The 15,156-nt window shown below is 72.1% G+C and carries 14 protein-coding genes and 1 pseudogene; 8 read left to right on the top strand and 7 right to left on the bottom strand.

Annotation, left to right across the window (positions count from 1 at the left end; all coding sequences use genetic code 11):
• Positions 1-14: 14 nt before the first annotated feature.
• The 3 genes from accB to ABZU74_RS28540 are packed head-to-tail and all read right to left on the bottom strand — an operon-like array spanning position 15 to position 2,631.
• On the bottom strand, positions 15-542 hold the full coding sequence (gene accB / locus ABZU74_RS28550; RefSeq protein WP_355430078.1) for an acetyl-CoA carboxylase biotin carboxyl carrier protein: 528 nt from the start codon (positions 540-542) through the stop codon (positions 15-17).
• Entirely contained in the window at positions 539-2,296 is a 1,758-nt protein-coding gene (locus ABZU74_RS28545) for an acetyl-CoA carboxylase carboxyltransferase subunit alpha (protein WP_355430075.1), read from the bottom strand. Before ABZU74_RS28545 ends, accB begins: the two co-directional genes overlap by 4 nt.
• Positions 2,293-2,631, bottom strand: a complete 339-nt coding sequence (locus tag ABZU74_RS28540) for a TcmI family type II polyketide cyclase (protein WP_091408771.1) — start codon at positions 2,629-2,631, stop codon at positions 2,293-2,295. Before ABZU74_RS28540 ends, ABZU74_RS28545 begins: the two co-directional genes overlap by 4 nt.
• A gap of 423 nt (positions 2,632-3,054) precedes the next feature.
• Between ABZU74_RS28540 and ABZU74_RS28535 the strand changes: the two genes are divergently transcribed.
• The 4 genes and pseudogenes from ABZU74_RS28535 (at position 3,055) to ABZU74_RS28520 (ending at position 7,455) form a co-directional block, all read left to right on the top strand.
• Complete coding sequence (locus ABZU74_RS28535; protein WP_355430072.1) at positions 3,055-3,852, top strand: BTAD domain-containing putative transcriptional regulator; 798 nt, start codon at positions 3,055-3,057, stop codon at positions 3,850-3,852.
• A 131-nt stretch (positions 3,853-3,983) separates the two neighbouring features.
• Positions 3,984-4,301: pseudogene (locus ABZU74_RS28530) on the top strand (TcmI family type II polyketide cyclase); the annotation flags it as partial.
• Positions 4,302-4,488: 187 nt separating this feature from the next.
• On the top strand, positions 4,489-5,838 hold the full coding sequence (locus tag ABZU74_RS28525) for an NAD(P)/FAD-dependent oxidoreductase (RefSeq protein ID WP_355430069.1): 1,350 nt from the start codon (positions 4,489-4,491) through the stop codon (positions 5,836-5,838).
• 534 nt (positions 5,839-6,372) lie between these two features.
• Positions 6,373-7,455, top strand: coding sequence for a hypothetical protein (locus tag ABZU74_RS28520; protein ID WP_355430066.1), 1,083 nt, complete (start codon positions 6,373-6,375; stop codon positions 7,453-7,455).
• 316 nt (positions 7,456-7,771) lie between these two features.
• Here the strand turns inward: ABZU74_RS28520 and ABZU74_RS28515 are convergent, their stop codons facing one another.
• Both ABZU74_RS28515 and ABZU74_RS28510 read right to left on the bottom strand, forming a co-directional pair.
• Entirely contained in the window at positions 7,772-8,488 is a 717-nt protein-coding gene (locus ABZU74_RS28515; protein ID WP_355430063.1) for an isocitrate lyase/phosphoenolpyruvate mutase family protein, read from the bottom strand.
• Positions 8,489-8,525: 37 nt separating this feature from the next.
• The gene (locus tag ABZU74_RS28510) at positions 8,526-9,281 is read right to left on the bottom strand and encodes an SDR family oxidoreductase (RefSeq protein ID WP_355430060.1); all 756 of its coding nucleotides are present in this window, start codon (positions 9,279-9,281) and stop codon (positions 8,526-8,528) included.
• A 90-nt stretch (positions 9,282-9,371) separates the two neighbouring features.
• On the opposite strand from ABZU74_RS28510, the gene ABZU74_RS28505 reads away from it, so the two are divergent.
• Positions 9,372-9,962 carry a TetR/AcrR family transcriptional regulator gene (locus tag ABZU74_RS28505; protein ID WP_355430057.1) on the top strand — a complete coding sequence of 197 codons (591 nt, stop codon included), beginning with the start codon at positions 9,372-9,374 and terminating at the stop codon, positions 9,960-9,962.
• A gap of 21 nt (positions 9,963-9,983) precedes the next feature.
• On the opposite strand, the gene ABZU74_RS28500 is transcribed toward ABZU74_RS28505, so the two are convergent.
• On the bottom strand, positions 9,984-10,286 hold the full coding sequence (locus tag ABZU74_RS28500) for a GNAT family N-acetyltransferase (protein ID WP_355430055.1): 303 nt from the start codon (positions 10,284-10,286) through the stop codon (positions 9,984-9,986).
• A 132-nt stretch (positions 10,287-10,418) separates the two neighbouring features.
• On the opposite strand from ABZU74_RS28500, the gene ABZU74_RS28495 reads away from it, so the two are divergent.
• The 3 genes from ABZU74_RS28495 to ABZU74_RS28485 all read left to right on the top strand — a co-directional run bounded on the left by ABZU74_RS28495 (position 10,419) and on the right by ABZU74_RS28485 (position 14,555).
• Positions 10,419-11,114, top strand: a complete 696-nt coding sequence (locus ABZU74_RS28495) for a DUF1223 domain-containing protein (protein ID WP_355430052.1) — start codon at positions 10,419-10,421, stop codon at positions 11,112-11,114.
• 40 nt (positions 11,115-11,154) lie between these two features.
• Complete coding sequence (locus ABZU74_RS28490; RefSeq protein WP_355430049.1) at positions 11,155-11,529, top strand: hypothetical protein; 375 nt, start codon at positions 11,155-11,157, stop codon at positions 11,527-11,529.
• A gap of 158 nt (positions 11,530-11,687) precedes the next feature.
• A complete protein-coding gene (locus ABZU74_RS28485) occupies positions 11,688-14,555 on the top strand; it encodes a glycosyl hydrolase (protein ID WP_355430047.1) in 2,868 nt (955 codons plus the stop codon).
• A gap of 91 nt (positions 14,556-14,646) precedes the next feature.
• Here ABZU74_RS28485 and ABZU74_RS28480 read toward each other — a convergent pair.
• The coding region (locus tag ABZU74_RS28480; RefSeq protein WP_355430044.1) for a cellulose binding domain-containing protein at positions 14,647-15,156 on the bottom strand (510 nt) is incomplete at its 5' end.

Raw genomic sequence — 15,156 nt, 5'->3', positions numbered from 1 at the left:
ACCACCTCGCGCCGTCACGCCGGGTCCAGTTCGACGAGCGGCTGGTCGTACTCGACCGGCTGGCCGTCCTCGACCAGGATCGCGGCCACCCGGCCGGCCCGGTCGGCCGTCACCTCGTTCATCAGCTTCATCGCCTCGACGATGGCGACCGGCTGGCCCGGACGGACCAGGTCGCCCACCGCGACGAACGGTCGCGCGCCGGGCTCCGACGCCCGGTAGAAGGTGCCGACGATCGGTGCGCGCACCGCGGCGCGCCCGGGCACCGGCGGCCGGAGCACCGCGGGCGGGGCGCCGGGCGCTGGCGCCGCCGGCGGCGCCTGAGCCGGTACGGCAGGCACGTCCGGTCGGGTCACGTCCTCGGGATGCCACTCGACCTCCAGCACCGCCGGCCCGCTGCGCAGCCGGATCCGGCGCACCGGCCCGGCCAGCTCGGCGATCAGGTGCTGAGCCTGCCGGCGCAGCCCGGCCAGCGCCTCCTCGCCGTCCACCCCCACGTCGTCGGACGCGTGCACTGTCGACAGCGACCCGTCGCCGGCGGTCATCGCCGGCCTGCCCGGGCGCCGACGCGGTTCGCGCCGAACCGTCGGAAGCGTTGCCGGCGCAGGCGGACCAGCATGGCGGGCGGCACGTCCAACAGCGGCAGGAGGTTGGCCAGCAGGGCGGCACGCAACCGGTGGGCGGTCCCCGCCGGGTCGTCGTGCGCGGCGGTCGACGGCTCCGGCACGACCTCGTCGACCACGCCGAGCCGGCACAGGTCGGGCGCGGTCAGTCGCAACGCGCGGGCGGCCTGCGGCGCCTCGGACCGGTCCGGCCAGAGAATCGCCGCACACCCCTCGGGGCTGATCACCGAGTAGACGGCGTTCTCCAGCATCAGCACCCGGTCGGCCACCGCCAGCGCCAGCGCCCCGCCGCTGCCGCCCTCCCCGGTGATCACCGCGAGCACGGGGGTGGGCAGCACGGTGAGGGTCAGGATGTTCTCGGCGATGGCCGCGGCCTGGCCCTGCTCCTCGGCGCTCACCCCGGGGTCGGCGCCGGGGGTGTCCACCAGGGTGACCACGGGCAGGCCGAGGCGGGCGGCGAGGCGCATCAGCCGCAGGGCCTTGCGGTGCCCGGCCGGGCTGGCCATGCCGAAGTTGCGGGCGACAAGCTCGGCGGTGGTGTGCCCCTTCTGGTGACCGATGACCATCACGTGCCGGCCGGCCAACCGCGCCACCCCACCCACGATGGCCGGGCAGTCCGCGCCGAGCCGATCGCCGTGCAGTTCCACGAACCCGTCGAAGACCGAGTCCAGGTAGTCCAGTGTGGTGGGTCGCCCGGGGTGCCGCGCCATCCGGACGGTGTCCCACGCGTCGCGTACCGCCGGGGTGTCGCCCGCTCCCGGGGTGCCGGCCTCTCCCTCGGTCGCCGGCCGCGCCAGGGCCACGCCGTCGTCGGCGAGGCGCTCGCGGCGCGACGCCGGCTCCTGCCGGGGTACGGGCGGACGCGCCGGACGGCCGGCGCGGGTCGCGGCGAGCAGCGCCACCAGCCGTCCGCGCAGCGACCGGCGCTGCACCACCATGTCGACCTGCCCGTGGCGGAGCAGGAAGTCGGCGGTCTGGAAACCCTCCGGCAGGGCCCGCCCGGTGATCTGGCGGATCACCCGGGGGCCGGCGAAGCCCATCCGCGCGCCGCTCTCGGCGAGCACCAGGTCAGTGTTGGTGGCGAACGACGCGGCCACCCCGCCGTAGGTCGGGTCGGTGAGGACGCTCACGGTGAGCAGTCCCGCCTCGCGCAGCGCGGCGATGGCCTGGCTGACGGTGGCCATCTGCATCAACGACAGCGCGCCCTCCTGCATCCGCGCCCCACCGGAGGCGGTGACCAGGACGAGTGGGGTGCGGTCGTCCAGCGCCCGCTCGGCCGCCCGGGTGATCAGCTCGCCCACCGCGCAGCCCAGGCTGCCGCCGAGGAAGCGGAAATCCATCACCGCCAGGGCCACCGGGTGCCCACCGATGGTGGCGGTGGCGCAGACGACCCCCTCGGCCAGGCCGGTGCTGGCCCGCGCGCCGGTGAGCCGGTGCGGGTACGGCAGCACGTCGACGAAGTCGAGCGGGTCCGCCTCCGGCAGCCGGTCGGGCAGCAGGCGCAGCGAACCCGGGTCGACCAGTTGGCGCAGGCGTTCCGGCGCGCCGAGTCGGGCATGTTCCCCGCACTCCGGGCAGACGTCGAGGTTGCGGCGCAACCGTTTGCGGTAGAGCAGGCTGGCGCAGCCCGCGCACCGGGACCAGAGCTGCTCCTCCCGCGACGCGGTGGCCGTCACGACCGCCGCCCGGTGTCCGGGGCGTCGAACCGGTAGAAGCACCGCGCCATCGCGTCGCGCGGCGAACGCCAGGTCGACAGGTACGGCGAGACGTACGGGCGCAGGCGGTCACTGACCCGGATGAACTCGGGGTGGTCACGAGCGGCCTCCACCGCGCCCTCGGCCGGCTGCGCGGTCTCGAGCAGGTGCACATAGAGGTCGTGCAGTCGGTACAGCGAGCGGTGCCGGACACCGACCAGGCGCGGCAGCTCCGTCGCGTCCGACTCGGCGAAGATCTCGGCGACCCGCTCCTCAGCGGTCGGATCAACCTTCGCGACGATCAGCGATCGGTCCATACTGGGCCTCCCCCCACAGCGTCCGGCCGGCGACGGGTGGCCCCCGGACGCGCTGGACGACTGCCGACACGATGCGCCGCTCCTCGTCACGGCGGCGTCACCGCCCCGGGCCGATCAGCGACGCATGGTGGTGACGCAGCGTTGACGCAACCTGTGTATCAGCTATGCGCCCGGCGCGCTCCGCCCGCTATCGTTTATGCAGTTCAGAACCGATCTCGGGTTGACTGTCGCCATAGAAGGCGCACGACGACATTGACTCAACGTGACCATTATTGATAATCTTCAGCATGGTCAGCCCGGCGGCCTCGGCGGGTGGAGTCGCGCCCGGCCACGCCGTCATCGGTGGGGTCGACAGTGGCGTCGCGGGCAACCGATCCGGGACACAGCAGACATCGGGACGAGCGTTCCGCAGGGGGTGCCGCCGTGGCCGCTGATCCGTCCGTGCCGACCGCCGGAGACCCGCCCGAGGAGGGCGTCTCGCTGCACCTGCTCGGAGGCTTTCGACTCCTCCGCGAGGCGGTTCCGGTCGTGGTGCCGCGCGGGTTGCAACGGGTGATCGCGCTGATCGGGCTCCGCCCCGGCGCCACCCGCAGTCAGCTCGCCGGGCTGCTCTGGCCCGACGCGTCGGAGGAACGGGCGCTGTCCTCCCTGCGTACCGCCCTGTGGCGGCTCCGACAGGACCCGTGCTGCCCGATGACAGTGGCCAGCGACACCGTACGACTCAGCCCGGCGGTCCGGCTCGACGTGGACGACCTGGTCGGCACCGCGGCCCGGGTCCGGGACGGCGACGACCCCCGCACCGCGGCCGGGGCGCTCGCCGCCGGGCGGCACGACCTCCTCCCCGGTTGGTACGACGACTGGGTGCTGCTGGACCGGGAGCGCCTGCGCCAACTGCGCCTGCACATGCTCGAACAGGTGGCCGGGCACCACTTGGCCGCGGGGCGGCACGGCGAGGCCCTCGAAGCCGCGCTGGAGGCGATGGCCGCCGAGCCGTTACGCGAGACACCACACCGGCTGGTGGTCCGCATCCACCTGGCCGAGGGCAACGCCTTCGAAGCCGTGCACGCCTTCTACGTCTACCGGGACCTGCTGCGCCGGGAGTTGCGGCTGGAGCCGAGCCCGGCCATGAGCGCCCTGCTCGACGACACGCTCGCCCCGATCCGGCAGGCCAGCCGCGAGGCCATCACCGACCGACCGTCACCCACCGTGAGGCGTACGTGACGGTGCCGCCCGTCACCGACCGGTCGGCGAACGTGACGGTGATGTGACAGGCGCTGCGGCACGGTGGGCGCACAGAGCACGTGGCACCGACCCCCGGAGGGATCGGGCAGGCCACCGGCGGAAGGGGCCCCATGAGTCGTCTACTGATCGTCAGCCGGATCATCCCGGGAGCGGAGGGGCGGGTCGCGCAGATCTTCGCCGAATCCGACGCCACCGAACTCCCCGGCCTGACCGGCGTCACGCACCGATCCCTGTACTGCCTACACGACCTGTGCGTACACCTGCTGGAGACCTCGGACGACGTCGACCCGGACGCGCTCGCGGCGGCCCGCAACCACCCGCTCTTCAAGCAGGTCAACGAGCGGCTCTCCGCGCACACGTCGCCGTACCTGCCGACCTGGCGCTCCCCCCGGGACGCGATCGCCGGCTGCTTCTACCGGTGGGACGCCACCGACGAGCCCACGGCGCGCCCCGCCGACACCACCGCGCGCCCCGCCGACGCCACCACGCCCGTGGCGCGCCCCGCTGGCACCGCCGCACGTCCAGCCGACACCGCCGCGCGCCCGGCCAGCGCCGACGCGCCCGCTCCCCGCCCGGCCGGCACCGAGGCACCCGCCGCACACCCGGCCGGCTGACATGTCCGCCGCGCCGCCGCACGTCCTGATCATCGGCGCGGGCACGGGCGGGCTGTGCCTGGCGCACGGCCTGCGCCGCGCCGGGATCAGCGTCGCCGTCTATGAACGACACCGCGACCGCGCCGAGGGGCTGCTCGGCTACCGGGTCGGCATCGGCCCCACCGGTAGCCGGGCGCTGCGGGAGTGCCTGTCCCCGGAGCTGTTCGCCACCTTCCTGGCCACCTGCGCCCGGCCGCCGCACTACTTCAACGTCGTCACCCAGGGGCTGCGCCAGACCGCGTCGTTCGCGCTGCGGCCGAGCGCCGACCCGGTGCGCACCGAACACTCGGTGGCCCGGATGGTGCTGCGCCAGGTGCTGCTGACCGGCCTGGAGGACGTGGTGCAGTTCGACAAGACCTTCATCCGGTACGAGCAGCGCGACGACGGCACTGTCACCGCGCACTTCGCCGACGGCACCAGCGCCACCGGCGACCTGCTGGTGGCGGCCGACGGCACCCACTCCGCCGTACGCCGCCAGTACCTGCCGCACGCCGTCACCCGCGACGCCGGGACGATCAACATCGCCACCCGGATCCCGCTGACCCCGCACACCCGCGGGCTCATTCCGGAGCGGGTCCAGCAGGGCATCTCGCTGATCTTCGGCGTCGGCGGGATGATGGGCGTGCTGCACGTCATGGAGTTCAAGTGGGACGCCGAACGCGCGATCAAGCCCGGCGTCAGCGAGCCCGACGCCGCCCTGCTCCGAGACTGGCCCGGCCTGGCCCACGACACCACCACCGACAACATCAACCTGATCATCTGGAGTGCGGCCAACCGTTTCCCTGCGGACATCATGGAGCGCCGCGGCGAGGACCTGGTGCAGGTAGCCCTGGACCTCACCTCGAACTGGCACCCGCACCTACGGGAACTACTCGCCCACGCGGACCCGGCCAGCGCCCTACCGATCAAAGTGTCCACCTCCGAGCCGGTGCCGCCCTGGAAGAGCAGCACCGTCACCATGCTCGGCGACGCCATCCACACCATGACCCCGGGTCGCGGCGTGGGCGCGAACACCGCGCTGCGCGATGCCCGCCTGCTGTGCGCGCAGCTCAGCCGCGCCACCGCCGGCGACAAGACACTGCTCCAAGCGGTCGCCGACTACGAGGCCGTGATGGCGCCGTACGGCTTCGCCCGGGTCGCCGAATCGTTGAACCGCAGCGGCACCAGCGGCGACGACCGGATGTACCGGCCCGTGGTGGGTCGGCTCGCGCTGCTCGGCGCGCGCGGCTACTTCGGAGTGACCAGCCGGGTACCACCGCTGCGGCGCCGGTTCGTCGACGAATTCCACACCTACGAGGGCGACCGGGACTGAAGCCATTGCCCGACCCGGGCTCAGTGTCCCTCGCCGAGCCCGGGTCTCATCGCGTCCGGCGCACTCTGACCGACCGATCCATGCCCGGCCACTCCATTCCCGGCCCGGTCTCATCGGGTCCGGACCTTGCCGCGTCCCGCATCTCATCGAATCCGGACCTTGCCGCGTCCCGCGCCTCCTCGCGTCCGGGCCTTGCCGGGTCCCGCATCTCATCGGGTCCGGGCCTGCCGGGTCCCGCATCTCATCGCGTCCGGAGCTTGCCGGGTCCCGCATCTCCTCGCGTCCAGGGCCTCATCGCTTTCTCGGTCTTGCCGGGCCTGGTTTCATCCGGTCGAGTTTTAATGCGATTGGGCGACGCTGTGTCACCCGGCGGGCACCGGCTGAGGTGGCCGGCCCACGCGCAACGCTGACGACCGATCCTGTCTCTCGTCCGCAATACGCGTGTGCGAAGCTGCGGCGAGTTTTTCTCGTGACTTTTCCAACGAGGTGAGAGGGAGGTTCGCCGTGGCGTGGTCTTTCGGACACTCGCTGATAGTGGTACTGGCACTGTTGCTGGGCCTGGCTGCCGGGTGGCTGCTGCGCGGCCGGCGGGGCGTGCAGGGCAAGTCGATAGTGGATGGTGACCCCGTCGCCGGCCTGGCTGTGATTTCCACGCCCACGCCGGCTGCCACCACCGACGAGGCCCAGCCTGCGGCCGCCGTCGACCCGGCGCCCAACGCGGTCGCCGACGAGCCGGTACCTGTCGACACGGTCAGCGCGCCAGCCGCGATGACCGAACCGGACGGTCCCACTCCGGTGCCCGTGCCGACAGACGTCCCGAGCGGCGTCGACCCGGCGGACATGGCGCTGACCGAGGACCCTCCGCCGGTGCCGGCCACCGAGCGGTCCGACGCTGCTGAGCTGCGGCCGGAGCCGGCTGCGGAATCGGCCCCCGAGCCGGTCGCGGTCGACGAGCAGCCCGCCCCGGCGGCCGTTGTCGCTCCCCGCCAGCCCGCGGACGACCTCCCGACCGCCGACACCAGCCCGGCCGACACGACGCCGGCCGACGATACGTCGGTCTCCGTCGGTGTGGCCGACGATGCGGAGGCCAAGGCCACGGCGCTCGACACGACGCCGGCACAGGCGCCCGCCGACACGACGCCCGCCGACCAGGCGACCGCCGAGCCGGTGGCATCCGAGCCGGTGGCATCCGAGCCGGTGGCATCCGAGCCGGTGAACGTTGATCCGGCACAGGCCGAGTCCGCGGCCGACGCTGCGGGGGCCGAACGGTCGGCGGTGGCCGCGCCTCCGGTCCGGCCGGTCAGCACGGCGACCCCTGCGGTCGGTTCGGCCGTCGACCCGGCGATCAGCAGCCTCGACACCGACCCGACGGGCCCGGCCGACGACTTCCGCCGGATTCAGGGAATCGGGCCGAAGATGGCGGCCGCGTTGCAGGAGGCGGGAGTGCGCACGTACGGCCAGCTCGGCGAATTGGACGAGCCGGCGCTGCGCGACCTGATCCGGGCCGCCGGCCTGCGCGCCGCACCTGGGCTGGCCAGCTGGCCGCAGCAGGCACGCGTGCTCGCCGGCGCCGGCGACGAGATGGCCTCCGTGCTGCCGAACGGCAACCAGGCCTGACCGCCTGCATTCGAGCCCCCGGCAGCCGTCTTCGCGACGGCGCGCCGGGGGCTCGGCCGTAGCTGCCGAGAAACCTCCGACGCCAAGCGCCTCGGTGATCGACTCGGCATTCAGGAATCCGCGCCATCCACCCGACCCGAACACCCCGACTTCCAGGAACCCGAGTCGATCACCCCGGCAAGCGACCGGCCAACCCGCAGCGCCACCGCACCGACCGAGCACGCCGCGACCAACTGACCAGCCAAAGCGCAGCGGCCGGCCCCTCACCCACCGTGCGGCTGCGCCGGAGCGGCGACGCGTGGGGTGACGTGCGGTCTCAGGCCCGCAGTTCGGCCGCGAGGTCGCCGATCGCGCCCATCGCGTACCGCTGCATTCCGGGGCCGAAGGTGATGCGTGTGGCGCCCTGCCGACCCAGCTCGGCCACGGACTCCCGGTCCGGTCCGGCGACCATGTTGATCGGCCCGGAGATGCCGTCCCGCAGCTGCGGGAGCACCTGCGTCGGGGCCAGGATCGGGTAGACGCAGTCGGCGCCGGCCGCCACGTAGAGGCGGGCGCGTTCCACCGCGTCGGCCGGGTCGCCCGTCCCGACAAGGAACGTGTCGACGCGCGCGTTGATGAAGAGCGCGTCGCCCGCCTCGGCGCGTACCTCGGCCAGCCAGTCGGCGTGCCGCCGGGGGTCCTTGAGGGTGGTGTGCCCCTCCGAGTCCTCCAGGTTGCAGCCGACGGCGCCGGCTTCCAACAGCCGCCCGACCAACTCGCGTGGGGCGAGACCGTAACCGTCCTCGACGTCCGCGGACACGGGAACGGACACGGCGCGGACGATCCGCGCGACCGCCGCGAACATCTCGTCCGGCGGGGTCGCGCCGTCCTCGTGGCCGAGCGAGGCGGCGACACCCGCGCTCGGGGTCGCGAGCGCCGGGTAACCGGCGTCGGCCAGTACCCGGGCGCTGCCCGCGTCCCAGGGGCCGGGCAGGACGAGCGGGTCGCCGGACGCACGGTCGTGGTGCAGGGCACGGAAGGTGGCGGCTGTCATCGTTGGGGTCTCCCGACGGGCTGCGGAGGGGCGGGGCTCAGGCGGTGTATCCGCCGTTGGAGTCAAGCACGGCGCCGGTGATGTACGAGGCCGCGGGGCTGGCCAGGAACGCGATGGCCGCGGCGGTCTCGGCGGGGTCGCTGACCCGTTGGATCGCGAGGCTGGACACCATGCCCTTGAGCATCTCCGGGTCCGGCGGCTCCATCCCGGTCAGCATCAGCCCGGCTTGCAGCATGTTGACGGTGATGCCCCGCGGCGCCAGGTCGCGGGCGACGCCCCGGGTGTAGCCGATCAGCCCGGCCTTGGTCGCGGCGTAGTCGGCGAGACCGGGTACCCCGACGCGGGTGCCGATTCCCGAGCCGATGTTGACGATCCGGCCGTTGTCGCGCAGCACCTTCGCCGCCGCGCGGATGATCGCGATGACGCCTGCGTAGTTGGTGGCGTGCATCCGGTCCAGGATGGCGACGTCGACGTCCGGGTCGTCGACAGTCCTGCCCTGCTCCAGCGAGATCGCGGCGTTGTTGATCAGGATGTCCAGGCCGCCGAGCTGGGTGACGACGTCGTTGATCAGCTGCGGGGCGCGGGAGCTGTCCGCCTGGTCGTTCTGCAGGGCGAGGGCGCGCACCCCCCGACCCTCCAGCTCCTTCACGACGGTGGCGGCCTTGTCGGCAGAGCCGACGTAGGTGATGGCGACGTCCGCGCCGGCGTCGGCCAGAGCGCGGGCGGTGGCCGCGCCGAGACCGCGGGAACCGCCGGTGACGAGGGCGACCTTGCCCGTAAGAGGCTGTGCCATGGGTTGATCCTCCAGTGACCTGAGTTGTTGACTGATCGGTCCACCATACGTTTGGTGGACCGATCGGTCAGTAATTGCTACGCTTGTCACATGGCGAGGCCACGGCAGTTCGACGAGGAGCAGGTGATCCGCGCGGTCCGGGACCAGTTCTGGGACGCCGGCTACGCGGCGACCTCGCTGGAGGATCTGGTACGCGTCAGCGGGCTGGGCAAGGGCAGCCTCTACGGCGCATTCGGGGACAAACACCGGTTGTTCCTGCGGGCGCTGCGGGGATACACCGACACCAGCGGCGGCCACGTGCGCGAGATGCTCGCGTCCGCTCCCCGCGCCCTGGACGCGCTGCGCGCGTTCGTCATGGCGCCGGTGAACGACCCGGGTGGAGCCGCCGCCCGGCGCGGTTGCCTGATGGCCAACAGCACGTACGAGCTGGCCACCAGCGACCCCGACGTTCTCGCCGAGGCGCGGCGCACCTACGAGGCGACGACAGCCCTGGTCGCCGAGAGCGTCGGGCGGGCCCAGGAGGAGGGTGACCTGCCAGGCGACGCCGACCCGGTGGAGACGGCGCGCGCGCTGCTCGCCGCACAGCAGGGGCTGGTGTTCATGGGGCGGACCGGGCTGGATATCGACACCCTGACCGCGACCGCCCGCACCCTCGCCGCAAAGCTCCTACCGGACGCCTGACACCAGCCGACCCGAGCGCGGTTATTTAATCTTGCGGGTGGACCGGACCACGATGTCCTCGTACTCCGGGTGCTTGACCAGCCAGTCGGCGATGAACGGGCAGATCGGCACGACGGTCCGGCGCTTGCCCCGCGCGTCGTCAAGCACCGCCCGCGCCAGCGTCGACCCGACGCCCCTGCCCTCGTACGCCGGATCGACCTCGGTGTGGGTGTAGGCGATGATCGAGCCGGTCAACTGGTAGGTGACGAACCCGACGACCGCGCCCGCCTCGTCGCGCGCCTCGAAACGCTCCCGCGCCGGCGCGTCTGTCACGGTGAACTGCACCCGACCATCCAACCACCCGGCCTGGCGGCGCTCCCCGCGAGGCCGGCAGGGGGACGCCACCGCACGCGCATTGTCACGGCCGAAACGGGAACGCAGCGCCGCCGGGCACACAGTGGGAGGAGACACGCCACCATGACGAATCCATCGACGGACGGCGGCTTCGCCGTCGTCGAGATGTTCACGTCCCAGGGCTGCAACAGTTGCCCTCCCGCGGAGGAGTTGCTGAGCGAGATCGAGCGCGACGCACGGGCTCGGCGACAGAACGTCTTCGCCCTCGGATTCCATGTCGACTACTGGGACGACCTGGGCTGGCCCGACCAGTTCGCGGACGCGGCGTACACCGCGCGACAGGAGGCGTACGCCCGCGCGTTCGGCACCCGAGGTCTGTACACCCCGCAGATGGTCGTCAACGGCAGCGTCGAGTTCGTCGGTTCCGATCGTCGACGGGCGGCCGGCGCGATCATGTCCGCCATGGCCTCGACCGCCACCACAGCACTGGCGCTCTCCATTGCCAACCGCAGTGCCGACCGGGTGATTGTTGACTACCGGGCCGAACGCCCGCCGGAGCGCGCGGTGCTGCACGTGGCGGTCGTGGAACGGGACCTGACCAGCGACATCGCCCGGGGGGAGAACGCCGGGCGGACACTGCGGCAGGACAACGTCGTCCGCGCCTTCCGGTCGGTGGGCCTGGACGCCGACCGGGGGCAGGTGGAGCTGGTGACACCACCTGATCTCGATCCGCGGAACGCGAGCGTGGTCGGCTATGTCCAGGAGAACGGCGAACGGAGCATCGTCGGCGTGACGGCCGTCGAGCTGTCCACCGCGTAATCTCGGCGCATGCGGATGGTGCGCGGTGCGAGGGGGTTCGGTGGCTGACGCGGACGACGTACGCCGGGTGGCGCTGGCCCTGCCGCACGCGGTGGAGATTCCCAGTGACGGCTTCGACTTCCGGGTGGCCGACAAGGGCTTCGTCTGGTCCTACCCGGAGCGGATACCGGGCAAGCCTCGGGTGATCCGGCTCGACATCGCTGTGCTGTTCGTCGGCGACGAGGCCGAGAAGCAGGCTCTCCTGCTCGGGGAGCCGGAGGTCTTCTTCACCACGCCCGGCTACCAGGGCCTGCCCCTGGTGCTGCTGCGCCTGGCGGCGGTCGACCTCGACCGGCTGACCGAGCTGGTGACCGACGCGTGGCGGATGCGCGTGCCGGACGCGTGGCTGAGCGATCCTGCGGGTGCCGGCAAATAGCGACATCAGCACGCAACGGGTTGGACACATTGACGTGGATCTCGGTACTCCATTACCGTGGCCGAGAGAGCGCTCTCTCACCCGACCTTCCCCCCAATTCAGACGCAACGCGCTGGTCCCCGGCGAGGTCCGCAACCGGCGCGCGCGATGGAGGCACGATGAAACCTCCCGTCCCCCACCGCCGATGGGCCCTGGCCGCCGCCACCGCGCTGGCCCTGGTCGTCGGCGGCCTCGCCATCCCCGTCACCCGCGCGGCCGAAGCCGCAACCGTCGGCGCCGGCAGCTACACCACCACCCCGGTCGGCCCGCTCCCCAGCGGCTGCGGCGCGATGTCCAGCAACCCCCGACAGTTCGCCACCGCCAACGCGCCCGCCGGGCCGATACCCACCAACGACTGGTGGTCGTCCCTGTTGTGGAAGCGCACCGACTGCTCCTTCAGCGAACCGCTGCACGCCCACCCGATCTCGTACGACACCTTCACCGACGGGCTCGGCTTCTCCGCCAACTCCACGCCCGCCATCAGCGGCACCGCCACCGGTGTCGGCGAGTTCCACTACCCGTACGTGCAGGACATCCGGGTCGGTGTGGCCGGGCTCGCCGCACCTTTGGTGAAGGTCGACGGCTGGACGGACTGGACGGTCAGCCCACACTGGAGTGACGGCACGCGCACCATGCGCGCCACCATCGGCCACGGTCTGCCCTTCGCGTACTTCCAGACCACCGGCGGGAACGCGGAGATCAGCACCGCCGGCACCCCCGACGTCTGGTCCAACAGCGGCGCCACCATCGGCTTCCGGGTCAACGGCCACGACTACGTCGGGTTCGCCCCCAGCGGCGCCAGCTGGACCGTGGCGTCCGGTCGGATCTCGTCCACCCTGGCCGGTCGCGGTTACTTCTCCGTCGCCCTCCTGCCGCCCACGTCGAGCACCACCGAGCGCGCCAGCCTGGCCGCCACCTACGGCCAGTACGCGCACGCCCACGTGACCGGCACCCAGGTGTCGTACGCCTACAACCCGGCGACCAGCGGCCTGACCACCACGTACTCGTTCACCACCACCGCCCGGGAGGGCACCGCCACGCAGACAGTGGTCAGCCTCTACCCCCACCAGTGGAAGTCGCTGAGCGGCTCCACAGCGATCACGCCGACCTACCCGTCCGCGCGCGGCCGGATGAAGGTGCTGACCGGCGTCAACCAGTTCCGTACCGCGATGAAGTTCCAGGGCATCCTGCCGGAACTGCCGGCCGTCGGTGACGGCAGCGGTGGTGACCTGGCGACCCTCACCGGGCACCTGGCCGCCACCCGCGCCAACCCGATGGACCAACGCGGCAACGACACCTACTGGACCGGCAAGGGGCTCGGCCGGGCCGCGCGGATCGCCGAGATCGCCGACCAGGTCAACGACACCACGACCCGCGACAGCGCGCTGAACGCGATCCGCAGCACGCTCACCGACTGGTTCACCGCGTCCAGCGGAAAGACCAGCCGGGTCTTCTACTACGACAACAACTGGGGCACCCTGATCGGCTACCCGGCGTCGTACGGGTCCGACCAGGAGCTCAACGACCACCACTTCCACTACGGCTACTACATCGCCGCCGCCGCGACCCTGGCGAAGTTCGACCCGAGCTGGGCGGCCACCAGCCGCTACGGCGGCATGGTCGACCTGCTGATCCGGGACGCCAACAACTACCGACGCGACGACACCCGCTTCCCGTACCTGCGGGACTTCGACATCTACGCCGGCCACGACTGGGCGTCCGGGCACGGCTCCTTCGGCTCCGGCAACAACCAGGAGTCCTCGTCCGAGGGGATGAACTTCGCGAGCGCCCTGATCCAGTGGGGGCAGACGACAGGCAACACGGCGGTCCGCGACGCGGGCGTCTTCCTCTACACCACGCAGGCCGCGGCCATCCAGGAATACTGGTTCGACGTCAGCGACCAGAACTTCCCGAGCGCGTTCGGGCACTCGACGGTCGGCATGGTCTGGGGCGACGGCGGCGCGTACGCCACCTGGTTCAGCGGCGAGCCGGAGATGATCCAGGGCATCAACCTGCTGCCGGTCACCGGCGGTCACCTTTATCTGGGCAACAACCCGGCGTACGTGCGGACCAACTACGCCGAACTCGTCCGCAACAACGGCGGGCAACCGACGGTGTGGCAGGACATCCTCTGGCAGTTCCAGGCCCTCGGCGACCCCGACGCGGCACTGGCGAACCTGCGCGCGAACCCGGGCTACACCCCGGAGGAGGGCGAGAGTCGGGCACACACGTTCCACTGGATCCGCAACCTCGCCGCCCTCGGCAATGTCGACACGACGGTGACCGGCAACCATCCGCTGTCCGCGGTCTTCTCCCGCAACGGGGCCCGCACCTACGTGGCGTCGAACCCGACGGCGACGCCGATCACTGTGACGTTCTCCAACGGCACCACGCTCACCGTGGGCGCCGGCAAGACGGCCACCACCGGGGCGTACACCTGGAGTGGTGGCAACGCGGCCGGCGGCGTTCCCCCGACGACGCCGACCGATCCCCCGCCGACGACCACCCCGCCGCCGTCCACCGGCGGGCCGACGCGGTACCTGCTGCCCGGTGGTGGGTTGGGCGCCGCTGGTAGCGCGGCCACGACGACGGTCGCGGCGGCGAACGGAAACCACGACGGTACGCCCACCAACGCCCAGGTGTTCACGGCGACCGGCCTGAACCTCGCCTACACCGGAGGGCAGACGGCGTTCGACCTGTTCGTGGACGCCGGGACGGCGGTCGGCAACGGTGTGCAGGTGCGGATCTCCTACGACCTCACCGGTAACGGCAGTTGGGAACGGGTGGAGACGTTGCGCTACTTCGCCACCGACCCGGTCACCGGTTACGAGCACTACACCCAGAACGCCGGCCTGGCCTCGGCCACCGGCACGTTGGGGGCGCTGAGCAACGGCACGGTCCGGGTGGAGGTCTGGTCGGCTATCGGCAACAACCCGACCACTGTGGGCATCGGCAACCAGTCGGTGCTGCGGCTGCCGTACTCCTGATCGACCCGCTCGTCGCGACATGAGGTCGGCCGGTGTGGAGGACCAGATCGGTCCCCCACACCGGCCGACGTGTGCGGTCAGTCAGTCGTTCTCAGGAGGCGGTGCAGGTGGGGGTGATGCCGGCCCCACTGCCCGTGCCCTGGAAGCCGAACTCGGTGACCTGGCCCGGGCTGAGCCGGCCGTTGTAGTCCACGTTGGCGAACCGCACCGCGCCGGTGGAGCCACTGGCCGTCGCACTCCAGGTGTTGGTGACGCTGGCACCACTGGCAAGCGTGACGCCGACGTTCCACCCGTTGGTGCCGGCGGAGCCGGCGGTCACCTTCACGGTGGCCACGAACCCGCCGTTCCACGAGTTCAGTGACACCGATGCCGAGCAGCCATCCGGCGTTCCCGGCGGCGGCGTGGTGGGCGGCGGGTCCGTCGGCGGCGGCGTGGTGGGCGGCGGGTCCGTCGGCGGCGGGGTGGTGGGGATGGCGGGGCCGGCGTTCAGGGCGTTCAGGACGTTCGTGTACGCGGCCTTCTTGTTGCCGTTGCAATCGAACAGCAGGGCGTTGTCGGAGCCCCGCCACGAGTCGCAGTCCCGCACACCCCAGGTGGTGAT

Origin of the sequence: Micromonospora sp. NPDC005171 (assembly GCF_040608575.1) — a bacterium.
Lineage (GTDB): Bacteria > Actinomycetota > Actinomycetes > Mycobacteriales > Micromonosporaceae > Micromonospora.
The sequence above is the reverse complement of the archived record's forward strand: the minus strand, read 5'-3'. Positions and strand labels throughout refer to the sequence as shown.

What these genes read in the sequence shown, in the direction of transcription:
- accB (WP_355430078.1), bottom strand. Translation starts at nt 542, where the DNA reads ATGACCGCCGGCGACGGGTCGCTGTCGACAGTGCACGCGTCCGACGAC.
- ABZU74_RS28540 (WP_091408771.1), bottom strand. Translation starts at nt 2,631, where the DNA reads ATGGACCGATCGCTGATCGTCGCGAAGGTTGATCCGACCGCTGAGGAG.
- ABZU74_RS28525 (WP_355430069.1), top strand. Translation starts at nt 4,489, where the DNA reads ATGTCCGCCGCGCCGCCGCACGTCCTGATCATCGGCGCGGGCACGGGC.
- ABZU74_RS28515 (WP_355430063.1), bottom strand. Translation starts at nt 8,488, where the DNA reads ATGACAGCCGCCACCTTCCGTGCCCTGCACCACGACCGTGCGTCCGGC.
- ABZU74_RS28510 (WP_355430060.1), bottom strand. Translation starts at nt 9,281, where the DNA reads ATGGCACAGCCTCTTACGGGCAAGGTCGCCCTCGTCACCGGCGGTTCC.
- ABZU74_RS28505 (WP_355430057.1), top strand. Translation starts at nt 9,372, where the DNA reads ATGGCGAGGCCACGGCAGTTCGACGAGGAGCAGGTGATCCGCGCGGTC.
- ABZU74_RS28495 (WP_355430052.1), top strand. Translation starts at nt 10,419, where the DNA reads ATGACGAATCCATCGACGGACGGCGGCTTCGCCGTCGTCGAGATGTTC.
- ABZU74_RS28485 (WP_355430047.1), top strand. Translation starts at nt 11,688, where the DNA reads ATGAAACCTCCCGTCCCCCACCGCCGATGGGCCCTGGCCGCCGCCACC.